We start from the raw sequence: 25,940 nt of genomic DNA on the forward strand, positions 1-25,940 counted from the left end.
TGAATCAAAATGTCAGCCGCCGACTCGCGCGAGCGCCGCATCAAGACGCTGCCGCAGCTTGTACGCCGCTTTGTCATCCAATGGCAGACCAAAACGCAACCATTGTGGCGCATAGGCAAATTTTCTTGTGAGGACATGTTCATGGCACATCGCTTCGTGCAGCCGCTGCGCCTGTCTGAACTCGACCAGCGAGAACAACATCGTTCCACCAAATTCCGCAAGGCCAGCATCGCCAAGCACGTCGGAAAGCAACCGCCGGCGCAGGCGCAGCCGATCCGTATAGGCATTGAGCAACTGGCGATTTGAAAAGGCGTGCGTTGCTATCGCAAGCGCCGGCCCCGATGCCGCCCAGGGACCCAGGCGGCGCGTCAATGCGCGGGCGGCGTCGCCATCGGTCAGCGCAAACCCGAGCCGCAAGCCACCGAGGCCGAAAAACTTGCCGAAGGATTTGAGCACGACCAAACCGGCCATGCCGGCATACCGGGCAACGCTCGTTTCGGGATGCGGATCGGCAAAGGCTTCGTCCACGATCAAAAAGCCGCCTTTTGCCGCCAGGCGACGTGCGAGTTCGAGGAGGACATCGGCGGCGATCACCCGGCCGTCAGGATTGTTGGGGTTGACGATCACGGCGACACTTGCCGATTGCGGAACATCCTCGACATTGCGGCAATCCGAAATCATCCAGCCTGCATCGAGAAACGAAACCTGATGTTCCTGATAGGTCGGGCCAAGAATCGCAACCTCGCCTTTACAGGCAATATCAGGAAGCAACTGTATAAGCGCTTGCGTGCCTGGCGCCGCGACGACGTGCGCTGCCGTTCCCGCGCCGTAATGATCCCTTGCTGCGGCAAGCGTGGCCGCGAACAGCTTCTCGTCGGGAAGCCTGTTCCAGATCTCAGGCGCAATGGCAGGCAACGGGAATATCTCTGGATTGATCCCGGTGGACAGGTCGATCCAGTCTTCACGCACGCCGCCAAAACGCTCGATGGCGCGGTCGAGTGCGCCCCCATGTTCGATCCGCATCGACCTACCCTGCCAAATCAATGATATGCATATAAGAACCGCTCACCGAACCAACGCGCAAGCCAGCTTCGCCAAGGTCTTCGCCTAGCGCATCGCTGACGCGGAAAAGCCGCGGCGCATCGCCTTCGTGCACGATGCTCGCATAGTGGAATTCATGCGCAGTCAAGGACGCAGCAAAAGGCGATGCCGCCAGAGGCGTCAGGCGGCGATAACCGAGGTGGAGCTTGCGCCTGGCGAAGCTCGTCTCGACCGGCAAAAGGCCAAGCATCCTGTGGGCGACGCCCTCGGCGTCCTCTATGCTGGTCCCAAGCACCATATAGCCGCCGCACTCGCCATAGATCGGCATCCCGCTCAACGCCGCCTCGCGCATTCCGGCGGTGAAAGCGGAAGCCGAAGCAAGTTTGCCGGCGTGCAGTTCGGGATAACCGCCGGGCAGATAGACCGCATCACACCCAGTTGGCGGCGCTTCGTCGGCAAGTGGCGAAAACAAGTGGATTTCGGCGCCGCGACGTCGCCAGCCATCGAGCAGATGCAGGTAGGAGAAAGCAAAGGCGTTGTCGTAGGCGACCGCAATGCGCTGGCCGAGCGGCGGAACGCGCGCGACATTGGCCATGGAAGCGCTCGGACCATAGCTGCCGGCGATCTGCTCGAGGCGCTTAAGATCGACGCTTTTACCGATGAGCGCAGCGGCATAGTCGACAAAGGCGTCAAGGTCAGCATGTTCGCCCGCCTGCACCAGTCCGAGATGCCTTTCCGGAAGCTGCAGGCGCGGGTCACGCGGCAGGACGCCGATTACGGGAATGCCGACCGGTTCGAGCGCCGACCGCAACATCGCCTCGTGACGCGCACTGCCCACGCGGTTGAGGATCAGCCCCGCTATCATCACGTTGCGGCGAAAATCACGAAAGCCGCTGACAAGCGCCGCAATCGAGTGTGACTGCCGGGCGCAATCGACAACGAGGATCACCGGCAGCGACAAATGCGTTGCAAGGTCGGCGGCAGAACCGCGCCCGTCGATCGCCCCGTCGAAGAGGCCCATCATGCCCTCGACGACAAGCAATTTGGCGCCTTCCGTATGGCGCGCGGCCAAGGCGCTGATCAGATCGCGCCGCATGGCCCAGGGATCGAGATTGAGGCAAGGCGCGCCGCTTGCCACCGCATGATAGGCAGGATCGATATAGTCCGGCCCGGCCTTTGCCGGAGCGATCTCGACGCCGAGATCGCGAAGTGCACGCAGGAGACCGAGCGTAACGGTGGTCTTGCCGCTCCCGGACGCCGGCGCGGCAATAAGCAAGCCTTTCATCCCGCATCCTTTTCCCGGCGGGTCCCAAGCGGATCCTGGGTCAGCACCCGGCCCTCGATGGCGCCGAGCCAGTCGAGCGCCGCACGAAGGCGCACCACTTCACCCACGACGACGATTGCCGGGGGACGAAGGCCGGCGCGTTCGACTTCGGCCTGCGCATATTCGAGCGTCGTTTCCAGAACCTGCTGTTCGCCTGTCGTCGCGTTGCAGACGAAGGCGATGGGTTCGCTCTTCTTGCGTCCGGCGGCTATCAGTCGCGACGCAATCAGACCGATATGTTTCATCGCCATGTACATGACGATGACAGAGGAACCCTTTGAAATGCTGGTCCAATCCATCGAATCTGGCACGAGTCCGGTTGCGTCATGACCGGTGAGGAATGTGACGCTCTGATTGGTCTCGCGGTGGGTGACCGGAATGCCCGCATAGGCCAGGCCGCCAATCCCGGCGGTTATGCCGGGGACAACGCGGAACGGCACCCCATGTTCGACGAGGGTCAGCGCCTCTTCACCGCCGCGCCCGAAGACGAAAGGGTCTCCTCCCTTCAACCGCAACACCCGTTTGCCCGCTTTGGCGAGTTCAACGAGGCGGAGCGAAATATCGCGCTGTTGAGGTGACGGCTTGCCGCCGCGCTTGCCGGCAAATTCGAGCGTCGCGCCGGCATGGGCATAGGAAAGGCAGTCTTCATTGACGAGGGCGTCATAGACGATCACGTCTGCCTGCTCGAGCGCATTGACCGCGTGCAGGGTCAAGAGGCCCGGATCGCCAGGGCCCGCTCCGACGAGCCACACGTGCCCGGGCTCGAATTTCGGCAGCCTAGATTTCATTGTGCCCATCGCTTACTCCAGTCTTTTGCGCATAGCACAATTTTTCCGAGAGCAAGCATGAACTTATCGGAAAAATCATGCAACGGGCGATGGAGCCCGCTATAAGGAGCCCATGAACGACGAACCCGATGCCGGGCTGCGCAAACCCGACGAGACCAAGGAACGGCCATTGCGGCGCGGATGGACCACGGGCGCCTGCGCCACGGCGGCCACGAAGGCAGCTCTGATCGCCTTGATCACTGGCGAGTTCCCCGATCCAGTCGCCATTATTCTTCCGAAGGGCGAGGTGCCGCACTTTCAGCTCGCGATCGAATCGATCGGCGACGGCTACGCCATGGCCGGCATTGTCAAAGACGCGGGGGATGATCCTGATGTCACGCATGGTGCGACGATAATCTCCACCGTCTTCCCGGCTCCGCCCGGAAGCGGCATCCAGTTTGTCGCCGGCGAAGGAGTGGGCACGGTCACCCTGCCCGGCCTTCCGATTCCGCCCGGCGAGGCCGCGATTAATCCGGTTCCGCGCGAGATGATGAAGAAAATCTGCGAGGAGATTTGTGCTCAATACGAATTGCCTACAGACCTTGTGATTACCATTTCGGTGCCGGAGGGCGAGGACCTCGCCAAGAAGACATGGAACCCTCGCCTCGGCATCGTCGGCGGCATTTCGATCCTCGGCACCACGGGGGTCGTTCACCCCTTCTCGTGTTCGTCATGGATCCACTCGATCCACCGCGGCATCGACGTTTCGCGTGCGGCTGGCCTTACCCACGTGCTCGCGGCAACTGGTTCCACCTCCGAAGATGCGGCGCAGGCGATTTACCATCTACCCGAAATAGCGCTGCTCGACATGGGGGATTTTGCCGGCGGCTTGCTCAAATATCTGCGCGTCCACCCCATCGACCGGCTGACGATTGCCGGCGGTTTTGCCAAGCTTACGAAACTTGCGCAAGGGGCGCTTGATCTTCACTCCGCCCGCAGTCAGGTCAGCATGGAATTCCTCGCCGATGAGGCGACCAGGCTCGGCTTGAATCCTGACATGAGGCAGCGGATTCTCGATGCAAATACCGCGCAGGAAGTGCTTGAACTGACTCAAGAACTTGGCATAGACCTCGCCGCCCCCATCGCGGTGAAGGCCAGGGAAACCGCCATCGCCACCCTCAAGGGGGCCCCGGTAGATGTCGAAGTCATCGTGACGGATCGCAGGGGAGCAATCCTTGCCCGCGTCTGATCGGCCGATCCTCATTCTTGGGGGAACGGCTGAAGCCTCCAAACTTGCAACCCACCTCATGGAGAGCGGCTACCGCGTCATATCTTCGCTCGCCGGACGCACGAAGGACCCGGCGAGGCCCGAGGGCGAAGTGCGGATCGGCGGCTTTGGCGGTGCAGCGGGCCTTTGCGATTATATCGCCAGCCAGCATGTAGCTCTCCTTATCGACGCCACGCATCCCTTTGCGACGCAGATTTCGGACAACGCGATCGCAGCCGCCACTGCGACGGATGTGCCTTTCGTGCGATTGGAGAGGCCGGCCTGGCTGCAACGGCCGGGAGACGCGTGGACGACCGCCATGACGCTCGAAGAGGGCGTCGCGGCGATCCCAACCAAAGCACGCGTGCTGCTTGCGCTCGGCCGGCAGCACATCGCGCCGTTTGCGCGCCGCGGTGACGTGCATTTCGTCGTCAGGATGATCGATCCGCCGGAAGTGCCCCTCGGCCTCATCGATTACGAACTGGAGTTGTCCAAACCCGGCAGTCTTGAGGAGGAAACAGCCTTCCTTAAAGCAAAACGGCTGTCGCACATCGTGTGCCGCAATTCCGGCGGCACGGCATCCTACGCGAAGATAAGGGCCGCACGCGAACTCGGCTTGCCGGTGATCATGATCGAGCGTCCGCATCGCCCGGGCGCCAATACGGTCCCGGACATCGACGGCGTTATCGAATTCGTCGAGGCAAATCTCTCATTCTGAGCGCTGGCGCAAGCTGTGGCTGTGGCCCTTGTTGTAGAGGGCCGAGTCGCTAAATGCATCGGCCGCGAGGCCACGACCGACAAAGATCATCGCGGAACGGGTAAGACCGGAGGCAGCGATCTTGCCGCCGATATCGTCAAGGGTCCCGTGAATGAACTGCTCGTCCGGCCAGCCCACCCGATAAGCAACAATGACCGGGCAATCTGCGCCATAAAGCGGCGTCAATTCGGTCTCGATACGCTGGAGGTTGCGGATCGACAGATGGATCACGAGCGTCGCGCCGGATTTGCCAAGCGTCTGCAGATCCTCCCCCTCCGGCATGGCCGAAGATTTCATCGACGTGCGCGTGAGGATGATCGTCTGGCACACCTCCGGTACGGTCAGCTCTTTCTTGAGCGCGGCAGCGGCTGCGGCAAATGCCGGCACGCCCGGCGTGACATCATAATCGATGCCGAGCGCATCGAGCCGGCGCATCTGCTCGGCAACCGCCCCGTAAATCGACGGATCGCCGGAGTGGACGCGCGCGACATCCTTGCCTTCCGCATGGGCTTTTTCGAACTCGGCGACGATCTCGTCGAGCGTGAGCGAAGACGTGTCGACCACCCTCGCCCCGGATGGCGCCTCCGCCACCATTTCCGGCGGCACGAGCGATCCCGCAAAAAGACAGACCGGGCAGGACTGGATGAGTTTCAGCCCGCGAACTGTGATAAGGTCTGGCGCCCCTGGTCCGGCGCCGATGAAATGAACTGTCATGATGAACCTGTCGCCTAATTCTTCGCCGCAAGCGCCGCGGTGGCATGCGCCGATTTGGTCTTGCCGACCAGCAATATGCTATCAGGACCGGCGCCGACAAGCGCCGCTGCCTCTGCCACTCCATGACAGCCCATGAGCGCAAACACGCTTTCGGACGGGTTGAGGAGGCGCGGCGTCTGCTCCTCTAGCAATTGCGCACCGAAACATTCGAGCCGGAGGCCTAGTCCGTGTGCCGCCAAGACGATGGCCGGCTCGCCTGCGCGCTGGTCGATCGAGTAGACACCCTTCAGATCCTTTGCGGCAATCCCTGCCTGCTCCAGCACCTTCCTCGCCAGTGCCGAAACTTCATCAGGCGCACAGCCCCGTTCACACCCGATGCCAAGCGCGTAGCCCCGCGACGTCATCCGCGGTTCTTGTGCAGTTCTTCCGGGGTAACGCCAAGCAGCCCGGCCGTCGTGCGGATCAGGTTTGCTTCCTTCGGGTCGAGATCGTTATCGGCGTTGGCGATCGTAAGAAGATGGCGCAAGAGTTGCACCTTGCGCTCGAATGGCACGTCCGAAAATGCCAGCACCGCCTGCTTGCTCGTCGTTTCGTAACCAAAATCCTTGAGATATTCCGCGACCTCGGCGAATTCATCGCGCGGAATGCCGAAATCCGTCTCGGCAATGCCGAGGATTGCAGCATATTCGGTTTTGTCGGTCTTGCCGTCGGCCAGCGCGACGTGCAACAGCAGCAACAATTCGGCGGTCAGCACCGGGTCGTCGGCGACCTTCTGTACCGCGCTTTTCGCCCCAAAAAATTCACTGATCCGGTCAAAAATACTTTCGCTCATCGTATCCCCGCGTTCTGTCGCAAAACGATTGCAGTGCAGCGCGCCGAATTCAAGTGCCGAAACAACACACTGTCGGCCGATTCGAACACGCTTGCGCGACCCGGCGTGAAAATTGCTCGCCAACGAAGCAGATCCGTCTATGGTCCCGCCCCGTCGCAGCGAGAATCCAGATGTCCGCCTTCTTCGAAAACATACCCATCCTTCTGATCATTGCCGCCTTTGCCGCAGGCTTCATCGACTCGATCGCCGGCGGCGGCGGGTTGATCACCGTGCCTGCGCTGCTCCTTGCAGGCTTTTCGCCGGTAGAATCGCTTGGCACCAACAAACTGCAATCGCTGTTCGGATCGGCATCGGCAACGATTGCCTATGCGCAGAAGGGTTTTGTGCATCCGAGCAAGCAACTCCCCTCGGCATTGATGTCGGCGATCGGCGGCGTGGCGGGCGCACTTCTCGCCGGGTTCCTGCCGGGCGACGTATTGCGCGCTTTCCTGCCTATCCTGCTGATCGCCATCGCCATCTATTTCGCCGTAAAGCCGAACATGGGCGACGTCGATCGTGCCCAGCGCATCACGCCGTTCATGTTCGGCATAGCCGTCGTGCCGCTCATTGGCTTTTATGACGGCCTGTTCGGTCCGGGAACGGGATCGTTTTTCATGTTGAGCTTTGTTTCTCTGGCCGGCTTCGGGATTTTGAAGGCGACGGCCAACACCAAGCTTCTCAACTTCGCCTCCAATCTCGGCGGCTTCATCACATTCGCCTTCCTTGGGGTGATCAACTGGAAAGTCGGGTTGCTGATGGGCATTGCCCAGTTTGCCGGTGCCCGCGTCGGCGCGGGCCTGGCCATGCAGATCGGCGCAAGAATCATCAAGCCCTTGCTTATCATCGTGTGCCTGGCGCTCGCCGCAAAGCTTTTGCTGGACGCCGACAATCCGCTGCGCGTTTGGCTCACGAACGGCTGAGATTGGTCGGACGTTCCTCGGGAGTTCGCGGCCTTCTTGCAACGAATGAAAATAGTTCACGACCGGTGTCGATTTCCGGCAAACTCATTCGTCACGAAGGGAAGCGAAAGAATTCGCCCAGGCAAGGAAACGAATGCGATGACAATCACTATCACAGCATTTGAACGATCGCCCGATAGCGGCAAGGGATTGGCGCGCGATACGCGCATTCGTTGGGCGCTCGAAGAAGTCGGCCAGCCCTATGAGGTTCGTCTCGTTTCCTTCGCCGAGATGAAGGAGCCAGCCCATCTGGCGCTTCATCCCTTCGGCCAGATCCCAACCTATGAGGAAGGCCCACTGTCGCTGTTCGAGACGGGCTCGATCATCTTGCATCTTGCTGAGCAGCATGAGGGCCTGCTGCCGAAGGAAAAGAATGCCCGCGCGCGTGCCATCACGTGGATGTTCGCCGCACTTAACACCGTCGAGCCGCCGATCCTCGAATTGACGACGGCAAGAATATTCGAAAGTGACAGACCCTGGAGCGCCGAGCGCCTGCCATTGGTAAAGGAACGTGTCCGCGCTCCACTGCACAAGCTCTCGGCTCACCTGGGCGCCGACGAGTGGCTTGATGACAGGTTCAGCGCGGGTGATCTGTTGATGGTTTCAGTTCTGCTGCGACTGAGAATGTCGGGCATTCTGGACGAATATCAAAACCTCGCCGCCTACGTGGCTCGCGGGGAAGCCCGGCCCGCCTATAGACGCGCTTTCGCCGCGCAATATGCGATCAACGCACCAACGGCCTGAGATACTAACGCGTGGAATTGAGCCAGCAGCTACGGCCTAGAACTCGATGCCCTTCTGCGCCTTGATGCCGGAGCGGAAAGGATGCTTGATCATCTCCATCTCGGTAACGAGATCGGCGAACTCGATAAGCTCGTCCTTGGCGTTCCGTCCGGTAATGATCACGTGTTTCATGTGGGGCTTCTGCTTCAGGACGTCGATGATCTCTTCGACTGGAAGATAGTCGTAGCGCAGCGCGATGTTGAGTTCGTCGCACAGGACGAGTTCGGTCTCGTCATCGAGGATCATTGTCTTGGCCTGCTCCCAGGCATTGCGCGCCATGGCGATATCGCGGGCGCGATCCTGGGTTTCCCAGGTGAAGCCTTCGCCCATGGCCGAGATCGTCACCTGGTCTGGAAATTTCTCCAGAACCCAGCGCTCTCCCGTATCCCAGGAGCCTTTGACGAACTGGACGACGCCGATCTTCATGCCATGACCGAGTGCGCGAAAGACGACGCCGAACCCTGCGGTCGATTTGCCCTTGCCCTTCCCCGTATTGACGATGACGAGGCCCTTCTCGTCCGTCTTGGTGGCAAGAATCTTGTCGCGTACCGCTTTCTTCTTGCGCATCTTGTCCGCGTGGCGCTCGTTGATTTCCTCTTCGGTCATGTTCAGAAGTTTTTGTGATTTTTCAGACATTTGGCGTTTCCTTCAGATTCTTTTTATCAGGCGGCGAGCCGGCTCAGCTCAAAGCGTGCCGAGTTGGAACGCGGCGTCCAGAAACCGCGTTCGACCGCTTCTTCGAGTTTCTCGGCCATCTCGCGCAAGGCATGTGGATTCTTCTCGTTGAGGAAGGCGCGCACATTGTCATCGACCAGGAATGCCTGGTACACCGCCTCGAAGTGGTGATTGCCGACGGCCCCGGTCGTGGCGGCAAAAGCGAAAAGATAGTCCACCGTCGCCGCCATCTCGAATGCTCCCTTGTAGCCATGGCGCATTACGCCGCTGATCCACTTCGGATTGATGACGCGGCCGCGCACTGTCCGGGCTATTTCCTCGTCCAGCGTGCGGATGATCGGCTTTTCAGGACGCGAATGGTCATTATGGTAGATCGTCGGCTGCGCGCCCGAAAGGCGCTCGACCGCCGCCGACATGCCGCCCTCGAACTGGTAATAGTCGTCAGAATCGAGAAGGTCGTGCTCGCGATTGTCCTGGTTTTGCACCACGGCCTCGACCGAACGCAAGCGCTCTTCGAGCAATCCGCGCTCGGCGCGTCCATCATCGCCCGCGCCATAGGCATAACCGCCCCAGACGAGCCACGCCTCTGCGAGGTCATCGCGCCTGTCCCAGTGCTTTTCGTCGATCAGGGTTTGCAAACCCGCCCCATACGCGCCGGGCTTCGAACCGAAGACGCGAAATCCGGCACGCTGCCGGGCCGTCTTCTCATCGATTCCCTCGCCAAGCATCCGTTCGCGTTCGCTGCGCATGCGCGCCGCGATAGGATTGTCTGCTTGATCCTCGTCAAGTCCGCCAACCGCCCGCACTGCGGTATCGAACAGCGCGATCTGATCGGGAAACGCATCGCGGAAGAAACCCGAAATGCGCAAGGTGACATCCACGCGCGGGCGGCCGAGCATTGCAACAGGCACTATTTCGTAGCCGGTGACCCGGCGCGATGCCATGTCCCAAACTGGCTTGACGCCGATCAGGGCCAGGGCCTGCGCAATATCGTCGCCGCCGGTGCGCATGTTGGAGGTGCCCCAGGCCGTCAGACCAAACGATGTCGGCCACTCGCCATGGTCCTGCGTATAACGGCGGATAAGGAGATCGGCCGACTTCTGCCCAAGTTCCCACGCGGCCGGTGTCGGCACGGCGCGGCTGTCGATCGAAAAGAAATTGCGGCCCGTGGGCAATACGTCCGGCCGGCCCCGCGTCGGCGCGCCGGAGGGTCCCGGCGCGACAAACCGGCCATCAAGTGCCCGGAACAGGCCGCCCATTTCGGCCTCGCCGCAGTCCGCCACGGCCGGCCCGAGTGTCGCCCGTATGCCCTCAAGCACGGCGTTAGTCGCAGCCCAATCGGGTGGGCACGGCGCCTCCTCGGCAACAAGCCGTGCGGCGAGCAACTCGATGCGTTCCACCGTATCACCGGCGATACGCCAATTGGCGTCCGATTGCAGCGCCAGACATTCCGGTCGCGGTCCATTCCAGACTGCAGCCATATCGCAATCCAGCGGGTCAAAGCCGTCGAGGCCGAGGTCGCGTGCGATCGCGCGCTGCAGGCTTTGGTCTGCGCCGATGCCGGAGCCGCGCGGCACTCGGGCGAGCGCGACTACGAGATCCGTCAAAAGCCGCCCCTGCGGCGATTGCCCGAATATATGGAGGCCGTCGCGAATCTGCATTTCCTTGAGATCGCAGAGATAGGCATCGAGCTTCTGCAGCGCGAGGTCGTCGGCATCGTGGTCATGGATACCGGCATCGTGGTCGAGCCCGATATCGCGCACCAGATCGAGGATCTGCACCTTGAGCCGCACCAACCGGCGCGGATCGACGCCGGACGCTTCATAATATTCATCGACAAGCGCTTCTAGATCCTTGAGCGGCCCATAACTCTCGGCGCGCGTCAGCGGCGGCGTCAGATGGTCGATGATGACGGCCGAGGACCGGCGCTTCGCCTGCGTGCCCTCGCCCGGGTCGTTGACGATGAACGGGTAGATGTGCGGGATCGGCCCAAGCACCGCTTCCGGGTAACAGGTTTCGGAAAGTGCCAGCGATTTGCCGGGCAGCCATTCAAGGTTGCCGTGCTTGCCGACATGGACGATCGCATGCGCTCCATAGACTTCGCGCAGATAGGCGTAAAAAGCGAGATAGCCGTGCGGCGGAACGAGATCAGGAGAGTGATAACTATCCTTCGGATCGATATTGTAGCCGCGCGTCGGCTGGATCCCGACAAGGGTTTCGCCAAAGCGGGCAAGCGGCAGCGCGAATCCTTCTTTCTCCTCAAGGAAAAACGGATCGGCTTCCGGCTTGCCCCAGCGTTCGGTGACGGCTTGCTGAATCGGGATGGGAAGGGATTCGAGGAAATGATTGTAATGATTGAGCGATATAGTTTCGCGAACCTCGCGGCCGTCGCTCGCCGCATTGGTCGGCCCGGCCATCAGGTGTTTTATAAGTGCATCGCCATCCGCCGGAATGTCCGCGACCGCATAGCCTTGCTTCATCATCTCGGTAAGCACATGCCAGGTCCCGGCTGGCGTATCGAGGCCCACGCCATTGCCGAGCCGTCCATCGCGATTGGGATAGTTGGCCATCACCAGCGCGACACGCCTCTCCCCCGCCGACGTGCGCCTGAGCGCTGACCAGTTCGCCGCAAGTTCGGCTACGAATCCGATGCGGTCCGGCATGGGCTCATGCGTGACGATATTGGCTTCGACAGCCTCATCGAACGTCCGTGCCGACTTGAACGAGACGGCGCGGGTGAGAACCCGCCCGTCCACTTCCGGCAACGCGACATTCATGGCGAGATCGCGGGCAGACAAACCTTGATCCGAAGCGCGCCACTGCTCGGCGCTCGATCCTGAAAAAATTACCTGTAGAACGACCGCGCCATCATGTTCGAGCACGGTGGGCTTGCGCGCAACGCCGGGCGCCGAAACGGCAAATCCCGTGGCATTGAGAACAACGACGGGTGCCGCCTCACCGAATATGCTTTCAAGCGTCGCCACGGAAACCGGGTCTTTCAGGCTCGATACAAACACGGGCAAGGGATTGAGACCCTTGAGCCTCAAGGCATCGACCAGCGCCTCGACCGGTTGGGTCTGTCCGCTCTGCACCAGCGCGCGGTAAAAGCAGATGGCAACGATCGATGCGTCCGCCTGCCAATGCGACCGCAACAGGTCGAGCGATGGCGCCGGCTCGCCGGGCCACCACACGCCCGCCTTCAGCAGTGGCGCCGCCTCCTGCGGTTTCTCGGCTCCATCGACAATCGCGCCGCAATAGTCGAGAAAACGGCTCGCGTTTTGCGCGCCGCCCTCAAGCAGATAGTGCCAGAGCGCGTCTCGATCTTGCCGCAGCACCGTCGAAAAGCGATCAAGGCCGGGATCGGGTTTGTCGTCGCCCGGAAGAACCGCCAGCTGCACCTTGTGATTGATCGCGCAGGCGTGGAGCGCTTCGAGACCATAAGGCCAGTAGCTCTCGCCGCCGATGATGCGCACGACAATCAGTTTGGCGTGACGCGCGGTGCGTTCGACATAAGCATCGACCGACATCGGATGCGCCAGCGCCATCATGTTGGCGAGGCGCAAGGAGAGCCCTTCGCCATTGTGGCGATGGGCCGAGGCAAGGCTGGCCAGCTCCGTGTCGGCCGCCGAAAGAAAAAGCACATCTCCCGGCGTCTGGCCGAGATCGATTGCCTCGGTGCCTTCGGCTATCGTGCCTTTCTGGGCAAGCAGGAGATGCATCAGTCTTCCTTATCAGGCAGCCGCCGCGTTCATCGCCGATTCGATGGCTACCGCGTCGATATCGTGAAGGCCGATGACGACGAGCCGTGTCTGCCGCTCCTCGCCCGGATGCCAGCTGCGATCGAAATAATGCTCGATGCGCGAGCCTACCGCCTGGACAACGAGGCGCATCGGCTTGCCCGGAACATCGACGAAGCCCTTGAGGCGCAGAACGTCATGATCGGCGATCACGCCTTTCAGCTTCTCGACAAAAGACTTCGGCTCGGAAACCGGCCCGAGGCCAACGACGAAGCTCTCAAATTCGTCATGGCTGTGTTCCTCGCGGGCTTCATGCTCCATCTCATGATGCGACTTGCGGTTGGCAATATCCTGCTCGGTACCGACGCCAAGGCCAAGCAGCAGTTGGTTGCTGATCCTGCCGAAGCTTGCGGGGATCATGTTGAGGGCACGCACCGAACGGCTTTGTACGTCGCCCTTCACCCCGTCGAGTTCATCGCCGCTGATGAGATCGGTCTTGTTGAGAATGATGAGGTCCGCTGCACGGATCTGGTCCTCGAAGAGTTCTTCGAGCGGGCTCTCATGGTCGAGCGATTCGTCCTGCGACCGCTGCGCGTCGACCTTGTCGTGATCGTCGGCAAAGCGACCTTCCGAAACTGCGGCGGCATCGATCACGGTCACGACGCCGTCGACAGTCACCTGCGTCTTGATTTCCGGCCAGTTGAATGCCGCCACCAGCGGTTGCGGGAGCGCAAGGCCCGAAGTTTCGATGACGATATGATCAGGACGATCGGGACGATCGAGCAGTTTCGTCATGGTCGGGATGAAATCATCAGCCACGGTGCAGCAGATGCAGCCATTGTTGAGTTCGATCACATCCTCGTCGCGACAAGCCTCGATACCGCAGCCCTTGAGCAACCCGCCATCGACACCGAGATCGCCGAATTCATTGATGATCAGCGCAATGCGCTTGCCATCGGCATTCTCGAGCAGATTGCGGATCATCGTCGTCTTGCCCGAACCAAGGAAGCCGGTGATGACCGTTGCCGGAATCTTCTGACCCTGCATGTTGTTATCCCTTCATTTTGAGCGGCAGACCTGCTGCCACGAAATAGACTGTTGCCGCGGCGCCAGCCACAGCTTGATGGAGACGACCGGCATGATCGCGAAAGTCGCGTGCCATGCGGTTCTCCGGAACGATGCCGAGGCCAACCTCGTTGGAGACGCAAACGACCGCACCTTTGAGATGCGGCAGAGCTGCGGCAAACCTTGCCGTTTCCGCCATGACATCACGCTCGGCCATCATGAGGTTGGTGACCCAAAGTGTCAGGCAGTCGACAAGAACCGCTGTGCCCTCGGCCGCATGCACTTCCAGCGCGGAAACCAGATCGAGCGGTTCTTCGACCGTCGTCCACAATACGCCGCGCCGCGCCTTGTGGTGGTCGATGCGAGCGGACATCTCATCGTCCCACGCCCTGCCCGTCGCAAGATAGATCGCCTCCTTGCCGGATGACTCGATCAGTCCTTCGGCAAAGGAGGATTTGCCGGAGCGCGCGCCGCCGAGCACAAAGGTGACCCCGCGCTCCAGCACGGCCATCAGGCCTCAAGCTCCGAGGCCGCGTAGCTCTGGATGGCAAAGCCGAGCGCAGTGCCGAGCACCACCCAGAAGAAGAGGTTGGTCGCGAGCGTCGATACCGCGAACTCGGATGCCAGTGTCGGCGGCACGGCGGAAGTAAGATCGTCCGCTTCCGGAGCGCCATAGATATGCGGCGCAACAATGAGCACGAGGCCGAGTACCCTCGCCCAGATTTCCTCACGCAGAACGATGAAGTAGACGCCGCCCGCAGTCAGCAGCACCGTGATGAGCCACCAGGCTTGCCGTGTCGCGAGATCGGCGGCGGGCATGGCCGGCAGTTCCGGGGCAAGACTGAACGATGGCGCGAGGTTGAAGATGAAGAACCCGGCCAAGCCCCAATAAATGCCGTTCTGCACGGTGATCTTGCGTCCAAGAAACAAGGCGGCCGCGCCAGTGATCAGGGCGAAACCCGCTCCGGCGACAAGATTGATCAGCAACGTATTACCCAAGCGGCCGAATGGCAGCGCCGGGCTCGCCTCTTCCTCTTCGTGAGTGTGCGGCGCCACGGCAGGTGCGGTCTCGCCGGCGGCGGCAGGCGCTGCGGCATGCTCGTGCTCGTGGCCGCCTGCGGCGTTCTCATATTCTTCCGCGTGCAGGATAAGTGGCACGCTGCGCACGTACATGGCTGGCGTCAATAGAATACCAGCAAACAGACCGGCCACGATCGTAGCCAGAAGATATTTAACCAACATCGATATCTCTCCGAATTCCCATATCAAGACACCGGGCTGTCGAAACGACACCCGGACCAGATAAACCCTCAGTTTTCAATGCTTAAGCGGTGGCGGCCGAATCATTACATCCAGCCGGGCTCCAACCTCAGTGGCAGGGGAATCCGTAGGAATGGCGGGTGTCGTGCGCCGTATCGTGCAGCGTTTCGGAATGGGAAAGACCCACGCCATAAACGATGAACACGCCGAGCAGCATTGAAACCACCGCCGTCGTCAGACGCGATGCGAGCGGGAGAGATATCGTAGTCGAAGTACGTGCAGCCATAACAACCTCCGTGCAGGGCCAGAAGGGACATTCCCCTTCGGTCTTGGGCACCATTGCCCTATGACTGGCAGGTCTCCTGGCTCGCGGGTCGCAGGATCAATGCCGCCTTCCCGGTTTCCCAGTGGCTGCCCTCGGCTTGCGCCTTAGGCCTTGGCATGAATCCTCGCCGCTCTACAGTCGCGGGGTCGGCTGCGGTAGGGCCGCCCTGATGGGTACGGCCGTCGCATTCCCTTTTGATCCCATGGCCTTTGGCCGAACGGGAACCAATCATGGGTTGAACGTTATTCACCAAGCACCGAGAATGTCAAACGAAACCGCGCGACGTTTTTCGCTTTAGTACGGTCAAGGGAAAACTTCGAGATCGGTGTTCCTGTATTCGTCATCCGTCGCCAGGATTGGCACCCAATAATGTTTCGCACAGGTCTACATACTCAACGTGCGATCAACGCATGGACATCGAGGACTTCAGCCAGTTGGTCGGCTATCGAATCGAGCGCGGCATCGACGCCCGCCCTGTAGTCGAAGGCATTGGCGTTGATTCCCAGCGAACGCAGCAATGCGGAGCGATAGGCATCGGTGCCGAACAGGCCGTGCATATAGGTCCCGAAGACCTTACCGTCGGCTGAAATCGCGCCATCCTCGACGCCGTTGATCATCGCCGTCGGGCGGCTGCAATCCAGGCCGGTCGTCTTGCCAAGGTGGATTTCATAGCCGCTCAGCGGCACGTCGTATTGCAGCGAATGAGCCGCAACATTGCGAACGGTCTTCTCCGGCTCCATCACCGTTTCGATATCGAGATGGCCAAGGCCCTCGATTTGCGTCACTGCACCTTCGATGCCCTCAGGGTCGCGCACCGTGCGCCCGAGCATCTGATATCCACCGCATATGCCCATGATCGAGCCGCCGCGACGCCGGTGAAGGTTGAGGTCCTTGTCCCAGCCGTTTTCCCGGAAGCGTATAAGATCACCGATCGTCGATTTCGACCCGGGGATGATGACGAGACCGGCATCGACGGGCAGTTGCTCCCCGCTTCGGACAAACACGACATCGACATCAGCCTCGGCCATCAGCGGATCGAGGTCGTCGAAATTGGCAATGCGGTCAAGCACTGGCACCGCGACTTTCAGCGCGCGGCCGTTCCCCTTTACCAATCGCTCCAGCACGACGGAATCTTCTGCGGGAAGCCGGGAAGCATCCTTCAGCCATGGCACGACGCCAAATGAAGGCCAGCCGGTGAACCGGGTGATTGCCTTCAAGCCTTCGTCGAAGAGCGAGACGTCGCCCCGAAACTTGTTGATGATATATCCGATGATCGCGGCGCGATCCTCCGGCGGCAGGATCGCGTGGGTGCCGACAATCGATGCGATGACGCCGCCGCGGTCGATATCGCCGACGAGAACGACCGGCACATTGGCGCGGGTTGCAAAGCCCATATTGGCGATATCGCCAGCCCGCAGATTGATTTCGGCAGGCGAGCCCGCGCCCTCGACGATGACGAGATCGGCACCATCGCAAACGATGTCAAAGGACTGCATCACGGCATCGAGCAGTTGCCCCTTGAGCTTCTGGTAGTTCCGGCCCTTCGCCTGGCCCCAGACCTTGCCTTGCACGATGATCTGGCTGCCGGTTTCCGACTGCGGCTTCAGGAGCACGGGATTCATGTGGATGGAGGACGGCACACCGCAGGCCAGCGCCTGCAGCCATTGCGCGCGACCTATCTCGCCGCCGTCATCGCTGACCGCCGCATTGTTCGACATGTTCTGCGGTTTGAACGGCCGGACAACCAGCCCGCGCTTGTGCGCAAGCCGGCACAGACCCGCCACCAGGACGGATTTCCCAACATCTGAACCGGTTCCCTGCAACATGATTGCGCGTGTCATGGGCTTTGAGTAGCGGATATGTCTTTCTCTTCCTAGTCCTGCCTTGGACGTTGCGCCCCGGGAAGCTTGGGATAGAGTGGCAAGCAATAAGAAATGCAGGGAGGGTGCCATGGACAGTAGCGTTGATTCGACCGCTGGCCAGTTCGAACTCAATGAGGATCAACTGGCGATCCAGGACATGGCGCGCGCCTTCGCCGCCGACCGCGTCGCGCCGAACGCGCTGGCGTGGGATCGCGACAAGCATTTCCCCGCCGATGTCATCCGCGAGACCGGACCGCTCGGCATGGGCGGCATCTACGTGCGCGAGGATGTCGGTGGTTCAGGCCTGAAACGGCTCGATGCCGTGCTGATCTTCGAGGCGCTCGCCGCCGCCTGTCCGGCGTTCTCGGCATTCATCTCCATCCACAACATGGGCGCGTGGATGATCGACACGTTCGGCAGCGAGGAGCAACGTCAACGCTTCGTGCCGCGCCTGACATCGATGGAGTGGCTTGCAAGCTATTGCTTGACCGAGCCGAACTCCGGTTCCGATGCCGCCGCCCTGAAGACCCGCGCGGTGCGTGAGGGCGATCACTACATCCTCAACGGCGCCAAGCAGTTCATCTCGGGCGCCGGCGATTCCGACCTTTACGTGACGATGGTGCGCACCGGCGAGGATGGACCGAAGGGCATCTCTGCGCTGGTCGTGCCTAAAGATGCGCCCGGCCTTTCATTTGGCGCCAATGAATACAAGATGGGCTGGAACGCCCAATCCACCCGCCAGGTCATCTTCGAGAACTGCCGTATCCCAGTTGCCAACCGGCTCGGCGAGGAAGGTGACGGCTTTCGCATTGCCATGGGCGGGCTCGACGGCGGGCGGCTCAACATTGCGGCATGCTCGCTTGGCGGCGCGCAATCGGCCCTCGACAAGGCGCTGGTCTATGCCAGTGAGCGCAAGGCGTTCGGCAAGGCGATCAATGAGTTCCAGGCGCTTCAGTTCAAGCTTGCCGATATGGAGACGGAGCTTTCAGCTGCCCGCATGCTGCTCTACACAGCGGCATCAAAGCTTGACCGCAAAACGCACGACGCTTCCAAATGGTCCGCCATGGCCAAGCGCTTCGTCACCGACAAGGGGTTCGATATCGCCAACGACGCTCTGCAGATCCATGGCGGCTATGGCTACCTGCACGACTATGGCGTGGAGAAACTGGTACGTGACTTGCGGGTGCACCAGATCCTGGAAGGCACGAATGAAATCATGCGAGTTATCATCGCGCGGCACATGACGGGCCGTTGAAATTTCAAATTGAGGGAGAAGTGCGATGACGACTGTCGCTTTTATCGGCCTTGGACATATGGGCAACCCGATGGCCGCCAATCTCGTCAAGGCAGGCCATAACGTACTTGGGTTCGATCTCGTGCCCGAAAACCTCGATACCGCGCGGGGCAACGGCGTAACGATTGCAGATAATGCCGAGGCCGCCGTCGCCGAGGCCGATGTTGTCATTACGATGCTCCCGGCCGGCAAGCACGTGCTTTCGGTCTACGAGGCGGTTGCCAAGGCAGCACGAAGCGGCGCGCTTTTCATCGATTCATCGACGATCGACGTCGACTCCGCCCGCAAGGCGCATGCGATCGCCGCGGAGAACGGACTGCTGTCCGTCGATGCACCTGTCTCAGGCGGCATTGGCGGCGCGGCGGCGGGCACCCTCACCTTCATGGTGGGCGGTTCCGATGAAGCCTTCGTCAAAGCCGAACCGATCTTGAAACCGATGGCCGGGCGGATCGTTCATTGCGGCGAAGCGGGCAACGGCCAGGCGGCCAAAATCTGCAACAACATGATCCTCGGCATTTCGATGATCGGTGTCAGCGAAGCTTTCACGCTGGCCGAAAAGCTTGGGCTTTCGCACAAGGCGCTGTTCGACGTCGCCTCCACATCTTCCGGCCAATGCTGGTCGCTGACGACCTATTGCCCGGTACCGGGACCGGTGCCGACCTCTCCGGCCAACAATGGCTATAAGCCGGGCTTTGCTGCCGCGCTCATGCTCAAGGACCTTAAATTGTCGCAGGAGGCGGCGACAAGTGTTGGCGCAGCGACGCCGCTCGGCGCCCATGCCGAGGCGCTTTATGCCGAGTTTGGGGAAGCGGGCAATGAAGGATCGGATTTCTCCGGCATTATCAATTATCTGCGCGACGCCAAGCGCGAAGGCTGACGACAATCCTGGCGGAAAAGTCGCAAATTTAGATTTGCTTAAGTTCTCGATAACCTCGCGGTAACGATGTCCGGCTAAAACTTTACGGGCGAGCAGGGTCAAACCTGTTCCCCGCTCCGGATCAGGTACCGCGTACCGGAGCTGTAATTTTCTGCCCGCGTTGAGTTCGGCAGAACTGCCATGCGTAACTTGGCAAAAACCGCGCTGTTCCCTCGTGAACAGGGCGGTTTTTTTGCATCCTTAGAAAATTCAGAGCAAAGAAAAACCGCCACCTCAAAGGCAGCGGTTCACATGCCGTCTCGTTGATCGATTAGCCGGCCGAACGGGTCCAGATGAAGGACAATGCGGAGCCGATACCGCTCTTTGCATTGCTGGACGGAGCGTTGCGCTTTTCGGTTGCATTCCACGAAATGTGCACGCGGTTATTGCGATTGAAAATGTAGAGCATTTTGGCGACCTCGAAAGGAAATGAGTTGTTGCCGCTCAAATGCGCTTTTTGCTCAAAGTTTGATCACGAAATTTCGCCATGGCATGTCGCATTTACAGCAGGAACCCTTGCATTTTTGCATGGTCACCATGCCGGAAGCGCATACCTCGCCCTTACAGAAAGGTAAGTTTTATAAAATCACTCTCGAAAATTAAGCGTGACGCTAACGGAAAAGCTGTTTAGCTTCCCGGAACAAGTCGTTTGTAGTTCGCCTGCAACGTCTTTCGCCCCGGCCGCAATGCCGCTGCGGCAGCCTTATTGGCGGCTTCGGAAACGAGGCTTGCGGGCGACCTGCCGCGCATGACGTCAAACCAGAACGTCGCTGCGGAGTTCATGAGCGAAATCTGCGCGGAAACGACACCATCCACGGACGCTGCGACTTTTTCTGAAACGGCGCGGTGCGTTTCTGCGCCGCCACCCTTCTCGCTCATCGCCTCCAACATCATCATTGGCACGCGCATGGCAATTACCATGGATGCCAGTTGCAGGTCACGGGTTTGGCGTCCGGTCTTCAGCGCAGATTTCATCGGGAGTTCCTTTTCTTTGGCAGGCCCATTGCAAACCTTCGGCGGGCAAAATGGTTTCATGCCGTGCGGAAAATATCGGTGGGTGCCGGATCCGGGCAGTCAAATCCGCAGATCGTGCAGGCAGATCGTCTAAAGCGTTGATCTTTCGTCTAAACCCTTGTTACGATACCTGATGGAGCCATGTGCCGTTTGGTGTCGCATCCTTTATCCCGGCGTCGCTATATCGACAGGGCTTGTCGCGATACACCGCATTAATTCGATGATTCCATTGCATTCTGACGGGATAAGAATGCCAAATGGCACATAAGCGAACGACTAGGTAAGGCAGTACCAAGTTAGAATTCGTTACCGGGTGAACTGTCAAAGAGTGGGAGATAAAGAACATGAAGAAGCTGCTTGCTTCAACTTTTCTGATTGCCGCTGGGTTTTTCGGCTACTCCGCGTCGGCTTCGGCTGCGGAATGCGGCACCGTTACGATTGCCAACATGAACTGGCAATCGGCCGAGGCACTTGCCAATCTCGATAAGATCATCCTGAGCGAAGGCTATGGATGCGACGCCGAGCTCGTAGCCGGCGATACTGTTCCAACCTTCACGTCCATGATCGAAAAGGGGCAGCCGGACATCGCCCCCGAGGGCTGGCTCAACGCCGTCCGCGAGCCGCTTGAAAAGGCAGTCAAGGAAAACAAACTCGTCTACGCTGCACCGGCGATCACCGAAGGCGGCACGGAAAGCTGGTGGATCCCCAAATATTTCGCGGATGCCCACCCCGATATCAAGACCATTGCTGATGCCATGAAGCATCCGGAACTGTTCCCTGCTCCGGAAGATCCGAAGAAGGGCGCCGTCTTCAATTGCCCGTCAGGCTGGGCTTGCCAGATCACGACGACGAACTTCTACAAGGCTTTTGAGGGCGACAAGCACGGCTTCACCCTTGTCGATACGGGTTCGGCTGCGGGCCTCGATGGCTCGATCGCCAAGGCCTATGAGCGCAAGGAACCCTGGCTCGGCTATTATTGGGGTCCGACCGCCATTCTCGGCAAGTATCCGATGGTCAAGCTCGACAACGGCGTGGCATGGGATGAAAAGGAATGGAACCGCTGCAACGCCATCGCGGATTGCCCGGATCCAAAGCCGAATGGCTGGCCGAAGGCTGATATCTACACCATCGTCACCAAGAAGTTTGCCGACAGCGCCGGCGATGCCTTCGAATACCTGAAGAAGCGCCAGATCTCGACCGAGGAAGCCAACAAGCTTCTTGCCTGGATGGTCGACAACCAGGCGACGGGCGAAGATGGCGCCAAGTACTATCTGAAAAACAACGAGGCGACCTGGTCCAAGTGGGTCTCTCCGGAAGCCGCCGAGAAGATCAAGGCTGCCGTACAATAATAATGTTTTGCGGCAGGGCACTGGCCCTGCCGCAATTTATTACCTCGCTGGAACAGGCTGAACGTATAATCGTCCAGCGCTTCGGTCATTAGAGAGAACGAGCCTCAATGGCCCAATGAAGGGGATACCAACATGGATTGGTTCTATTCATTCCCGAACATGAATGATGACACGCTGCGCAACCTCAAGAAGGCCATGGACGAAGGCTTCAAGGCCTTTACCCGCGAATATGGCGACATCATCGAATCGTTCTTTCAGCCGCTGCAGTATTTCCTCATTGAAGCCGAGCGCTTCATGACGACGACGCCGTGGCCGATCATGCTGCTGTTGATCGGAGGCATCGCCTGGATTGCCAGCCGTAACTGGAAGATCGTTGCCGGCACCATCATCACGCTCCTCCTCATCGGCTATTTCGACATGTGGAGCGATGCGATGAAGACCATCGCCATGATCTTCGTCGGCACCGTCGTTTCGATCTTCGTCGGCATTCCGATCGGCATCATCATGGCCCGGTCAGACAGTTTCCAGCGCGTGGTCAATCCAATTCTCGACGTGATGCAGACGATGCCGAGCTTCGTCTACCTCATCCCCGTCGTCATGCTTCTGGGCATCGGCAAGGTGCCGGGTCTCATAGCGGTGGTGATCTACGCCATCCCGCCAATGATCCGCCTCACCAATCTCGGTATCCGGCTCGTCGACAAGGACGTCCTTGAAGCCGCGGACGCGTTCGGTTCGTCAAGTTGGCAACGCCTCAAGAACGTGCAGATCCCCCTTGCCCTCCCGACAATCATGGCCGGTATCAACCAGACCATCATGATGGCTCTGGCGATGGTTGTCATCGCTTCGATGATCGGCGTCCAGGGCCTTGGCCAGCCGGTGCTGCGCTCCGTCAACGGGCAGTTCTTCTCACTCGGGCTTTTCAACGGCCTTGCCATTGTCGGCATCGCCATCATTTTCGACCGCGTTAGTCAGGCCTATGGCAAGCGTCTTCAGAAGCATCAGGAGGTGGTCCATGGCTGATCGTTCGGTCCAGGGTGCAGGCATCAAGATCAAGAATCTCTACAAAATTTTTGGCCAGAGACCCGTCAGTTACGTCGAAGCCGTCAAGAAGGGCATGTCCAAGACCGAGCTCAACGAACAGCATGGGCACGTGCTCGGCCTCAGAGACATCAACATCGACATGCCGGCGGGCTGCATTCAGGTTGTCATGGGGCTTTCAGGATCGGGTAAATCGACCCTTATCCGCCACATCAACCGCCTTATCGACCCGACTTCCGGCGAGGTGATCATCGACGGCGCCGATGTCTGCAAGATGAACCAGAACGATCTGCGCGAATTTCGTCGCCACAAGACCGCGATGGTGTTCCAGAAGTTTGCGCTGCTTCCCCACCGCACCGTCCTCGACAATACGGTCTACGGCCTCGAAATCCAGGGACTTCCCCGCGACAAGCAGGAAACACAGGCGCGTCGCTGGATCGAGCGTGTCGGCCTCAAGGGATTCGAGGGCCACTACCCGAACCAGTTGTCGGGCGGCATGCAGCAGCGCGTGGGGCTTGCCCGTGCGCTGACCAACGACGCACCGATCCTCCTGATGGACGAAGCCTTCTCGGCGCTCGATCCGCTCATTCGCATGGACATGCAGTCGGTGCTCCTCGACCTCCAGAAGGAAATTCGCAAGACCATCGTCTTCATCACCCACGATCTCGATGAGGCGCTGCGCCTCGGCGATCGCATCGCCATCCTGCGCGACGGCGAGGTAGTGCAGCAGGGCACCGGCCAGGACATCGTGTTGCAGCCCGCGGACGAATACATTTCCAACTTCGTCAAGGAAGTGAACCGCGGCCGCGTCATCATGGTCGATACGATCGCAACGCCAGCGGGCGCTCCGGCCACGAGCGGCGGCGTCACCGTGCGCACCGGCACGATCCTCGAGGAAGCCGCCAAGACGATGACCGACGCCAACCAGCAATATGCAACGATCATCGATGACAATGGCAAGCCGACCGGCGTCATCAGCATGAACAACCTGATCCAGGCGATGGTTACGCCAATCAGCCACCTGACGTCGAAGGCGGCTGCGGAGTAGGCATACTGTAGTTCCTATATGTGGGGTCGTTTCACCCCCCTTTGCCCGGCAGGACAGAGGGGGTGTGGACGAACTCCAAGAACCGCCCTTGATTGGCCCAACTCTGGCCCCAGCGACCCACCCCACACCATGTCGCTTCCTTTGCGCTCAGCGTCGCTCACGCCGCGCACGCACAATGCCGCTCTGGCGATAGTGGCAACAGCGCACGCAAGACGTGCAAGCGAAGGGCATGGGCAATGAGCGAACCGGCAATCGAGATCGAAACCAACACGTCAGCGCGGGATCACGGACGACGGGGCGGACGAGCGCGGCCGCGCAGCACCGAAAGCGGAGCCTTCGACCAGCCGCCGTTTCGCCAGCTGAAAATTCCGTTCACGCCGACCAAGATCGTCTCGGACGACGAACTCGAATCGATCCACGACGCGTCGCTGCGGGTCCTGCAGGAAATCGGCGTCGAGGTTCTGCATGACGGCGCCCGCGAAATCATGAAGAGCGCCGGTGCTGACGTTCGCCCCGGATCGATGCGGGTTCGCTTCGACAAGGACATGATTCTTGAACATGTCGGCCATGCGCCATCCGAATTTACCCTGCATGCCCGCAACCCGGCCCACAATGTCCGCTTTGGCGGCAATAATCTCATCTTCGCGCAGATGGGTTCGGCGCCAAACTGCTCGGATACCGACAATGGTCGGCGCTCCGGCAACCAGGCCGACTTCCGTAATTTCATCAAGCTCGCCCAGATGCACAATATCATCAACACGACCGGCGGTTATCCGGTCGAGCCGATCGATATTCACCCGTCCGTGCGGCATCTCGAATGCATCCGCGACCTTGCGACGCTCAGCGACAAGGCGTTCCACATCTATTCGCTGGGCAAGGAGCGCAATCAGGACGGTATCGAGATCGCCCGCCTGGCGCGCGGTGTCAGCCACGAACAGCTTCAGCAAGAGCCGTCCTGCTATACGATCATCAATACAAATTCCCCGCTCAAGCTCGACATACCGATGATGGAAGGCATCATCCAGATGTCGAGCAATGGCCAGATCGTCATCGTAACGCCCTTTACCCTCGCCGGCGCCATGGCTCCGGTGACGATTGCCGGTGCCCTCGTGCAGCAGAACGCGGAAGCGCTTGCCGGCATTTCGTTCACGCAGATGGTCAGGAAAGGCGCGCCCGTCGGCTATGGCGGCTTTACGTCCAATGTCGACATGAAGTCCGGCGCGCCGGCTTTCGGCACGCCCGAATACATGAAGGCGCAATTGGTCGGCGGCCAGCTTGCCCGCCGCTACGGTATTCCCTATCGCACCTCCAATGTCTGCGCCGCCAACACCGTGGACGCGCAAGCCGCCTACGAATCGGTCTTCTCCCTCTGGGGCGCCATCCAGGGCGGTGGCAACTTCATGCTCCATTCCGCCGGCTGGCTCGAAGGCGGCCTTTGCTGCTCCTATGAGAAAATGATCCTCGATTTCGACCTCCTGCAGATGGTGGCCGAGTTCTTGACCCCGCTCGATCTTTCCGAAGACGCGCTCGGCATCGATGCCATGCGCGACGTCGGCCCCGGCGGTCATTTCTTCGGCACCGCTCATACGCAGTCGCGCTACAAGACGGCCTTCTACGCACCGATCATCTCCGACTGGCGCAATTATGAAACCTGGCAGGAGGCCGGCTCGCCGATTGCGATCGAGAAGGCCAACCGCATCTGGAAGGAGCGCCTTGCAACCTACCAGAAACCCGAAATCGACCCCGCGGTCGAAGAGGCCATCAACGCCTTCGTGGCCCGCCGCAAATCCGAAGGCGGCGCGCCCACGGATTTCTGATCGCTTGAATCGAAGTCTCAACGCATTGAATCACTTTTCCACATACGAGGCATAAGA

At 60.1% G+C, this 25,940-nt stretch carries 25 protein-coding genes and 1 riboswitch; of the genes, 10 read left to right on the plus strand and 15 right to left on the minus strand.

What is annotated here, in order from left to right; genetic code table 11:
- Positions 1-12: 12 nt before the first annotated feature.
- Genes cobD through cobA form a run of 3 tightly spaced genes read right to left on the minus strand, consistent with a single transcriptional unit; the run spans position 13 to position 3,162 of the window.
- Positions 13-1,023, minus strand: a complete 1,011-nt coding sequence (cobD, locus tag BR48_RS0113400; RefSeq protein ID WP_027231765.1) for a threonine-phosphate decarboxylase CobD — start codon at positions 1,021-1,023, stop codon at positions 13-15.
- A gap of 4 nt (positions 1,024-1,027) precedes the next feature.
- Positions 1,028-2,326, minus strand: a complete 1,299-nt coding sequence (locus BR48_RS0113405) for a cobyrinate a,c-diamide synthase (protein ID WP_027231766.1) — start codon at positions 2,324-2,326, stop codon at positions 1,028-1,030.
- Positions 2,323-3,162: a uroporphyrinogen-III C-methyltransferase gene (cobA, locus tag BR48_RS0113410; protein WP_027231767.1), complete on the minus strand. Its 840-nt coding sequence runs from the start codon at positions 3,160-3,162 to the stop codon at positions 2,323-2,325. The genes BR48_RS0113405 and cobA overlap by 4 nt, the downstream gene beginning before the upstream one ends.
- A gap of 103 nt (positions 3,163-3,265) precedes the next feature.
- Between cobA and BR48_RS0113415 the strand changes: the two genes are divergently transcribed.
- Positions 3,266-4,381: a cobalt-precorrin-5B (C(1))-methyltransferase gene (locus BR48_RS0113415; RefSeq protein ID WP_027231768.1), complete on the plus strand. Its 1,116-nt coding sequence runs from the start codon at positions 3,266-3,268 to the stop codon at positions 4,379-4,381.
- Positions 4,368-5,117, plus strand: a complete 750-nt coding sequence (locus BR48_RS24580) for a cobalt-precorrin-6A reductase (RefSeq protein WP_036814398.1) — start codon at positions 4,368-4,370, stop codon at positions 5,115-5,117. Before BR48_RS0113415 ends, BR48_RS24580 begins: the two co-directional genes overlap by 14 nt.
- Here BR48_RS24580 and cobM read toward each other — a convergent pair.
- Genes cobM through BR48_RS0113435 form a run of 3 tightly spaced genes read right to left on the minus strand, consistent with a single transcriptional unit; the run spans position 5,109 to position 6,702 of the window.
- Positions 5,109-5,870 (minus strand): precorrin-4 C(11)-methyltransferase, encoded by a 762-nt coding sequence (gene cobM, locus BR48_RS0113425; protein ID WP_027231769.1) that lies wholly within the window; start codon positions 5,868-5,870, stop codon positions 5,109-5,111. The two genes, BR48_RS24580 and cobM, sit on opposite strands and share 9 nt — an antisense overlap.
- A gap of 14 nt (positions 5,871-5,884) precedes the next feature.
- Positions 5,885-6,274 carry a cobalamin biosynthesis protein gene (locus BR48_RS0113430; protein WP_027231770.1) on the minus strand — a complete coding sequence of 130 codons (390 nt, stop codon included), beginning with the start codon at positions 6,272-6,274 and terminating at the stop codon, positions 5,885-5,887.
- Complete coding sequence (locus BR48_RS0113435; protein ID WP_027231771.1) at positions 6,271-6,702, minus strand: TerB family tellurite resistance protein; 432 nt, start codon at positions 6,700-6,702, stop codon at positions 6,271-6,273. Before BR48_RS0113435 ends, BR48_RS0113430 begins: the two co-directional genes overlap by 4 nt.
- Before the next feature lie 170 nt (positions 6,703-6,872).
- Here BR48_RS0113435 and BR48_RS0113440 point away from each other — a divergent pair, with 170 nt between their 5' ends.
- Positions 6,873-7,661, plus strand: a complete 789-nt coding sequence (locus BR48_RS0113440) for a TSUP family transporter (protein WP_027231772.1) — start codon at positions 6,873-6,875, stop codon at positions 7,659-7,661.
- Between the two features lie 138 nt (positions 7,662-7,799).
- Positions 7,800-8,444, plus strand: coding sequence for a glutathione S-transferase family protein (locus BR48_RS0113445; RefSeq protein WP_027231773.1), 645 nt, complete (start codon positions 7,800-7,802; stop codon positions 8,442-8,444).
- Positions 8,445-8,480: 36 nt separating this feature from the next.
- Here the strand turns inward: BR48_RS0113445 and cobO are convergent, their stop codons facing one another.
- The 7 genes from cobO to BR48_RS0113480 form a co-directional block, all read right to left on the minus strand.
- Entirely contained in the window at positions 8,481-9,119 is a 639-nt protein-coding gene (gene cobO, locus BR48_RS0113450; RefSeq protein WP_027231774.1) for a cob(I)yrinic acid a,c-diamide adenosyltransferase, read from the minus strand.
- 26 nt (positions 9,120-9,145) lie between these two features.
- On the minus strand, positions 9,146-12,877 hold the full coding sequence (gene cobN / locus BR48_RS0113455; protein ID WP_027231775.1) for a cobaltochelatase subunit CobN: 3,732 nt from the start codon (positions 12,875-12,877) through the stop codon (positions 9,146-9,148).
- Positions 12,878-12,889: 12 nt separating this feature from the next.
- Positions 12,890-13,942 carry a cobalamin biosynthesis protein CobW gene (cobW, locus tag BR48_RS0113460; protein WP_027231776.1) on the minus strand — a complete coding sequence of 351 codons (1,053 nt, stop codon included), beginning with the start codon at positions 13,940-13,942 and terminating at the stop codon, positions 12,890-12,892.
- Positions 13,943-13,946: 4 nt separating this feature from the next.
- Positions 13,947-14,471, minus strand: a complete 525-nt coding sequence (cobU, locus tag BR48_RS0113465; RefSeq protein WP_027231777.1) for a bifunctional adenosylcobinamide kinase/adenosylcobinamide-phosphate guanylyltransferase — start codon at positions 14,469-14,471, stop codon at positions 13,947-13,949.
- Entirely contained in the window at positions 14,471-15,202 is a 732-nt protein-coding gene (locus tag BR48_RS0113470) for a CbtA family protein (protein ID WP_027231778.1), read from the minus strand. Before BR48_RS0113470 ends, cobU begins: the two co-directional genes overlap by 1 nt.
- 127 nt (positions 15,203-15,329) lie before the next feature.
- A complete protein-coding gene (locus BR48_RS0113475) occupies positions 15,330-15,506 on the minus strand; it encodes a CbtB domain-containing protein (RefSeq protein WP_027231779.1) in 177 nt (58 codons plus the stop codon).
- Between the two features lie 48 nt (positions 15,507-15,554).
- Positions 15,555-15,789: riboswitch (cobalamin riboswitch) on the minus strand.
- A gap of 148 nt (positions 15,790-15,937) precedes the next feature.
- The gene (locus BR48_RS0113480; RefSeq protein WP_027231780.1) at positions 15,938-17,386 is read right to left on the minus strand and encodes a cobyric acid synthase; all 1,449 of its coding nucleotides are present in this window, start codon (positions 17,384-17,386) and stop codon (positions 15,938-15,940) included.
- A 109-nt stretch (positions 17,387-17,495) separates the two neighbouring features.
- On the opposite strand from BR48_RS0113480, the gene BR48_RS0113485 reads away from it, so the two are divergent.
- Positions 17,496-18,662: an isobutyryl-CoA dehydrogenase gene (locus tag BR48_RS0113485; RefSeq protein ID WP_027231781.1), complete on the plus strand. Its 1,167-nt coding sequence runs from the start codon at positions 17,496-17,498 to the stop codon at positions 18,660-18,662.
- A 25-nt stretch (positions 18,663-18,687) separates the two neighbouring features.
- Positions 18,688-19,578, plus strand: a complete 891-nt coding sequence (gene mmsB, locus BR48_RS0113490; protein WP_027231782.1) for a 3-hydroxyisobutyrate dehydrogenase — start codon at positions 18,688-18,690, stop codon at positions 19,576-19,578.
- 310 nt (positions 19,579-19,888) lie between these two features.
- Here the strand turns inward: mmsB and BR48_RS26220 are convergent, their stop codons facing one another.
- Both BR48_RS26220 and BR48_RS0113500 read right to left on the minus strand, forming a co-directional pair.
- Positions 19,889-20,026, minus strand: coding sequence for a hypothetical protein (locus BR48_RS26220; protein ID WP_155810881.1), 138 nt, complete (start codon positions 20,024-20,026; stop codon positions 19,889-19,891).
- Positions 20,027-20,244: 218 nt separating this feature from the next.
- The gene (locus BR48_RS0113500) at positions 20,245-20,592 is read right to left on the minus strand and encodes a hypothetical protein (protein ID WP_027231783.1); all 348 of its coding nucleotides are present in this window, start codon (positions 20,590-20,592) and stop codon (positions 20,245-20,247) included.
- 383 nt (positions 20,593-20,975) lie between these two features.
- Here BR48_RS0113500 and BR48_RS0113505 point away from each other — a divergent pair, with 383 nt between their 5' ends.
- From BR48_RS0113505 to BR48_RS0113520, 4 genes are all read left to right on the plus strand, one after another.
- Positions 20,976-21,980, plus strand: coding sequence for an ABC transporter substrate-binding protein (locus BR48_RS0113505; protein WP_027231784.1), 1,005 nt, complete (start codon positions 20,976-20,978; stop codon positions 21,978-21,980).
- A 132-nt stretch (positions 21,981-22,112) separates the two neighbouring features.
- A complete protein-coding gene (locus tag BR48_RS0113510; RefSeq protein ID WP_027231785.1) occupies positions 22,113-23,000 on the plus strand; it encodes a proline/glycine betaine ABC transporter permease in 888 nt (295 codons plus the stop codon).
- Positions 22,993-24,066, plus strand: a complete 1,074-nt coding sequence (locus tag BR48_RS0113515; RefSeq protein WP_027231786.1) for a glycine betaine/L-proline ABC transporter ATP-binding protein — start codon at positions 22,993-22,995, stop codon at positions 24,064-24,066. Before BR48_RS0113510 ends, BR48_RS0113515 begins: the two co-directional genes overlap by 8 nt.
- A gap of 236 nt (positions 24,067-24,302) precedes the next feature.
- Positions 24,303-25,883 (plus strand): trimethylamine methyltransferase family protein, encoded by a 1,581-nt coding sequence (locus BR48_RS0113520; RefSeq protein WP_027231787.1) that lies wholly within the window; start codon positions 24,303-24,305, stop codon positions 25,881-25,883.
- Positions 25,884-25,940 lie beyond the last annotated feature (57 nt).

Origin of the sequence: Phyllobacterium sp. UNC302MFCol5.2, assembly GCF_000686005.1 — a bacterium.
GTDB classification, from domain to species: Bacteria; Pseudomonadota; Alphaproteobacteria; order Rhizobiales; family Rhizobiaceae; genus Phyllobacterium; species Phyllobacterium pellucidum.

Coding starts and splice junctions, on each gene's coding strand:
- cobD (WP_027231765.1), bottom strand. CDS start 1,023: ATGCGGATCGAACATGGGGGCGCACTCGACCGCGCCATCGAGCGTTTT.
- BR48_RS0113405 (WP_027231766.1), bottom strand. CDS start 2,326: ATGAAAGGCTTGCTTATTGCCGCGCCGGCGTCCGGGAGCGGCAAGACC.
- cobA (WP_027231767.1), bottom strand. CDS start 3,162: ATGGGCACAATGAAATCTAGGCTGCCGAAATTCGAGCCCGGGCACGTG.
- BR48_RS0113415 (WP_027231768.1), top strand. CDS start 3,266: ATGAACGACGAACCCGATGCCGGGCTGCGCAAACCCGACGAGACCAAG.
- cobM (WP_027231769.1), bottom strand. CDS start 5,870: ATGACAGTTCATTTCATCGGCGCCGGACCAGGGGCGCCAGACCTTATC.
- BR48_RS0113430 (WP_027231770.1), bottom strand. CDS start 6,274: ATGACGTCGCGGGGCTACGCGCTTGGCATCGGGTGTGAACGGGGCTGT.
- BR48_RS0113435 (WP_027231771.1), bottom strand. CDS start 6,702: ATGAGCGAAAGTATTTTTGACCGGATCAGTGAATTTTTTGGGGCGAAA.
- BR48_RS0113440 (WP_027231772.1), top strand. CDS start 6,873: ATGTCCGCCTTCTTCGAAAACATACCCATCCTTCTGATCATTGCCGCC.
- BR48_RS0113445 (WP_027231773.1), top strand. CDS start 7,800: ATGACAATCACTATCACAGCATTTGAACGATCGCCCGATAGCGGCAAG.
- cobO (WP_027231774.1), bottom strand. CDS start 9,119: ATGTCTGAAAAATCACAAAAACTTCTGAACATGACCGAAGAGGAAATC.
- cobN (WP_027231775.1), bottom strand. CDS start 12,877: ATGCATCTCCTGCTTGCCCAGAAAGGCACGATAGCCGAAGGCACCGAG.
- cobW (WP_027231776.1), bottom strand. CDS start 13,942: ATGCAGGGTCAGAAGATTCCGGCAACGGTCATCACCGGCTTCCTTGGT.
- cobU (WP_027231777.1), bottom strand. CDS start 14,471: ATGGCCGTGCTGGAGCGCGGGGTCACCTTTGTGCTCGGCGGCGCGCGC.
- BR48_RS0113470 (WP_027231778.1), bottom strand. CDS start 15,202: ATGTTGGTTAAATATCTTCTGGCTACGATCGTGGCCGGTCTGTTTGCT.
- BR48_RS0113475 (WP_027231779.1), bottom strand. CDS start 15,506: ATGGCTGCACGTACTTCGACTACGATATCTCTCCCGCTCGCATCGCGT.
- BR48_RS0113480 (WP_027231780.1), bottom strand. CDS start 17,386: ATGACACGCGCAATCATGTTGCAGGGAACCGGTTCAGATGTTGGGAAA.
- BR48_RS0113485 (WP_027231781.1), top strand. CDS start 17,496: ATGGACAGTAGCGTTGATTCGACCGCTGGCCAGTTCGAACTCAATGAG.
- mmsB (WP_027231782.1), top strand. CDS start 18,688: ATGACGACTGTCGCTTTTATCGGCCTTGGACATATGGGCAACCCGATG.
- BR48_RS26220 (WP_155810881.1), bottom strand. CDS start 20,026: ATGCTCTACATTTTCAATCGCAATAACCGCGTGCACATTTCGTGGAAT.
- BR48_RS0113500 (WP_027231783.1), bottom strand. CDS start 20,592: ATGAAATCTGCGCTGAAGACCGGACGCCAAACCCGTGACCTGCAACTG.
- BR48_RS0113505 (WP_027231784.1), top strand. CDS start 20,976: ATGAAGAAGCTGCTTGCTTCAACTTTTCTGATTGCCGCTGGGTTTTTC.
- BR48_RS0113510 (WP_027231785.1), top strand. CDS start 22,113: ATGGATTGGTTCTATTCATTCCCGAACATGAATGATGACACGCTGCGC.
- BR48_RS0113515 (WP_027231786.1), top strand. CDS start 22,993: ATGGCTGATCGTTCGGTCCAGGGTGCAGGCATCAAGATCAAGAATCTC.
- BR48_RS0113520 (WP_027231787.1), top strand. CDS start 24,303: ATGAGCGAACCGGCAATCGAGATCGAAACCAACACGTCAGCGCGGGAT.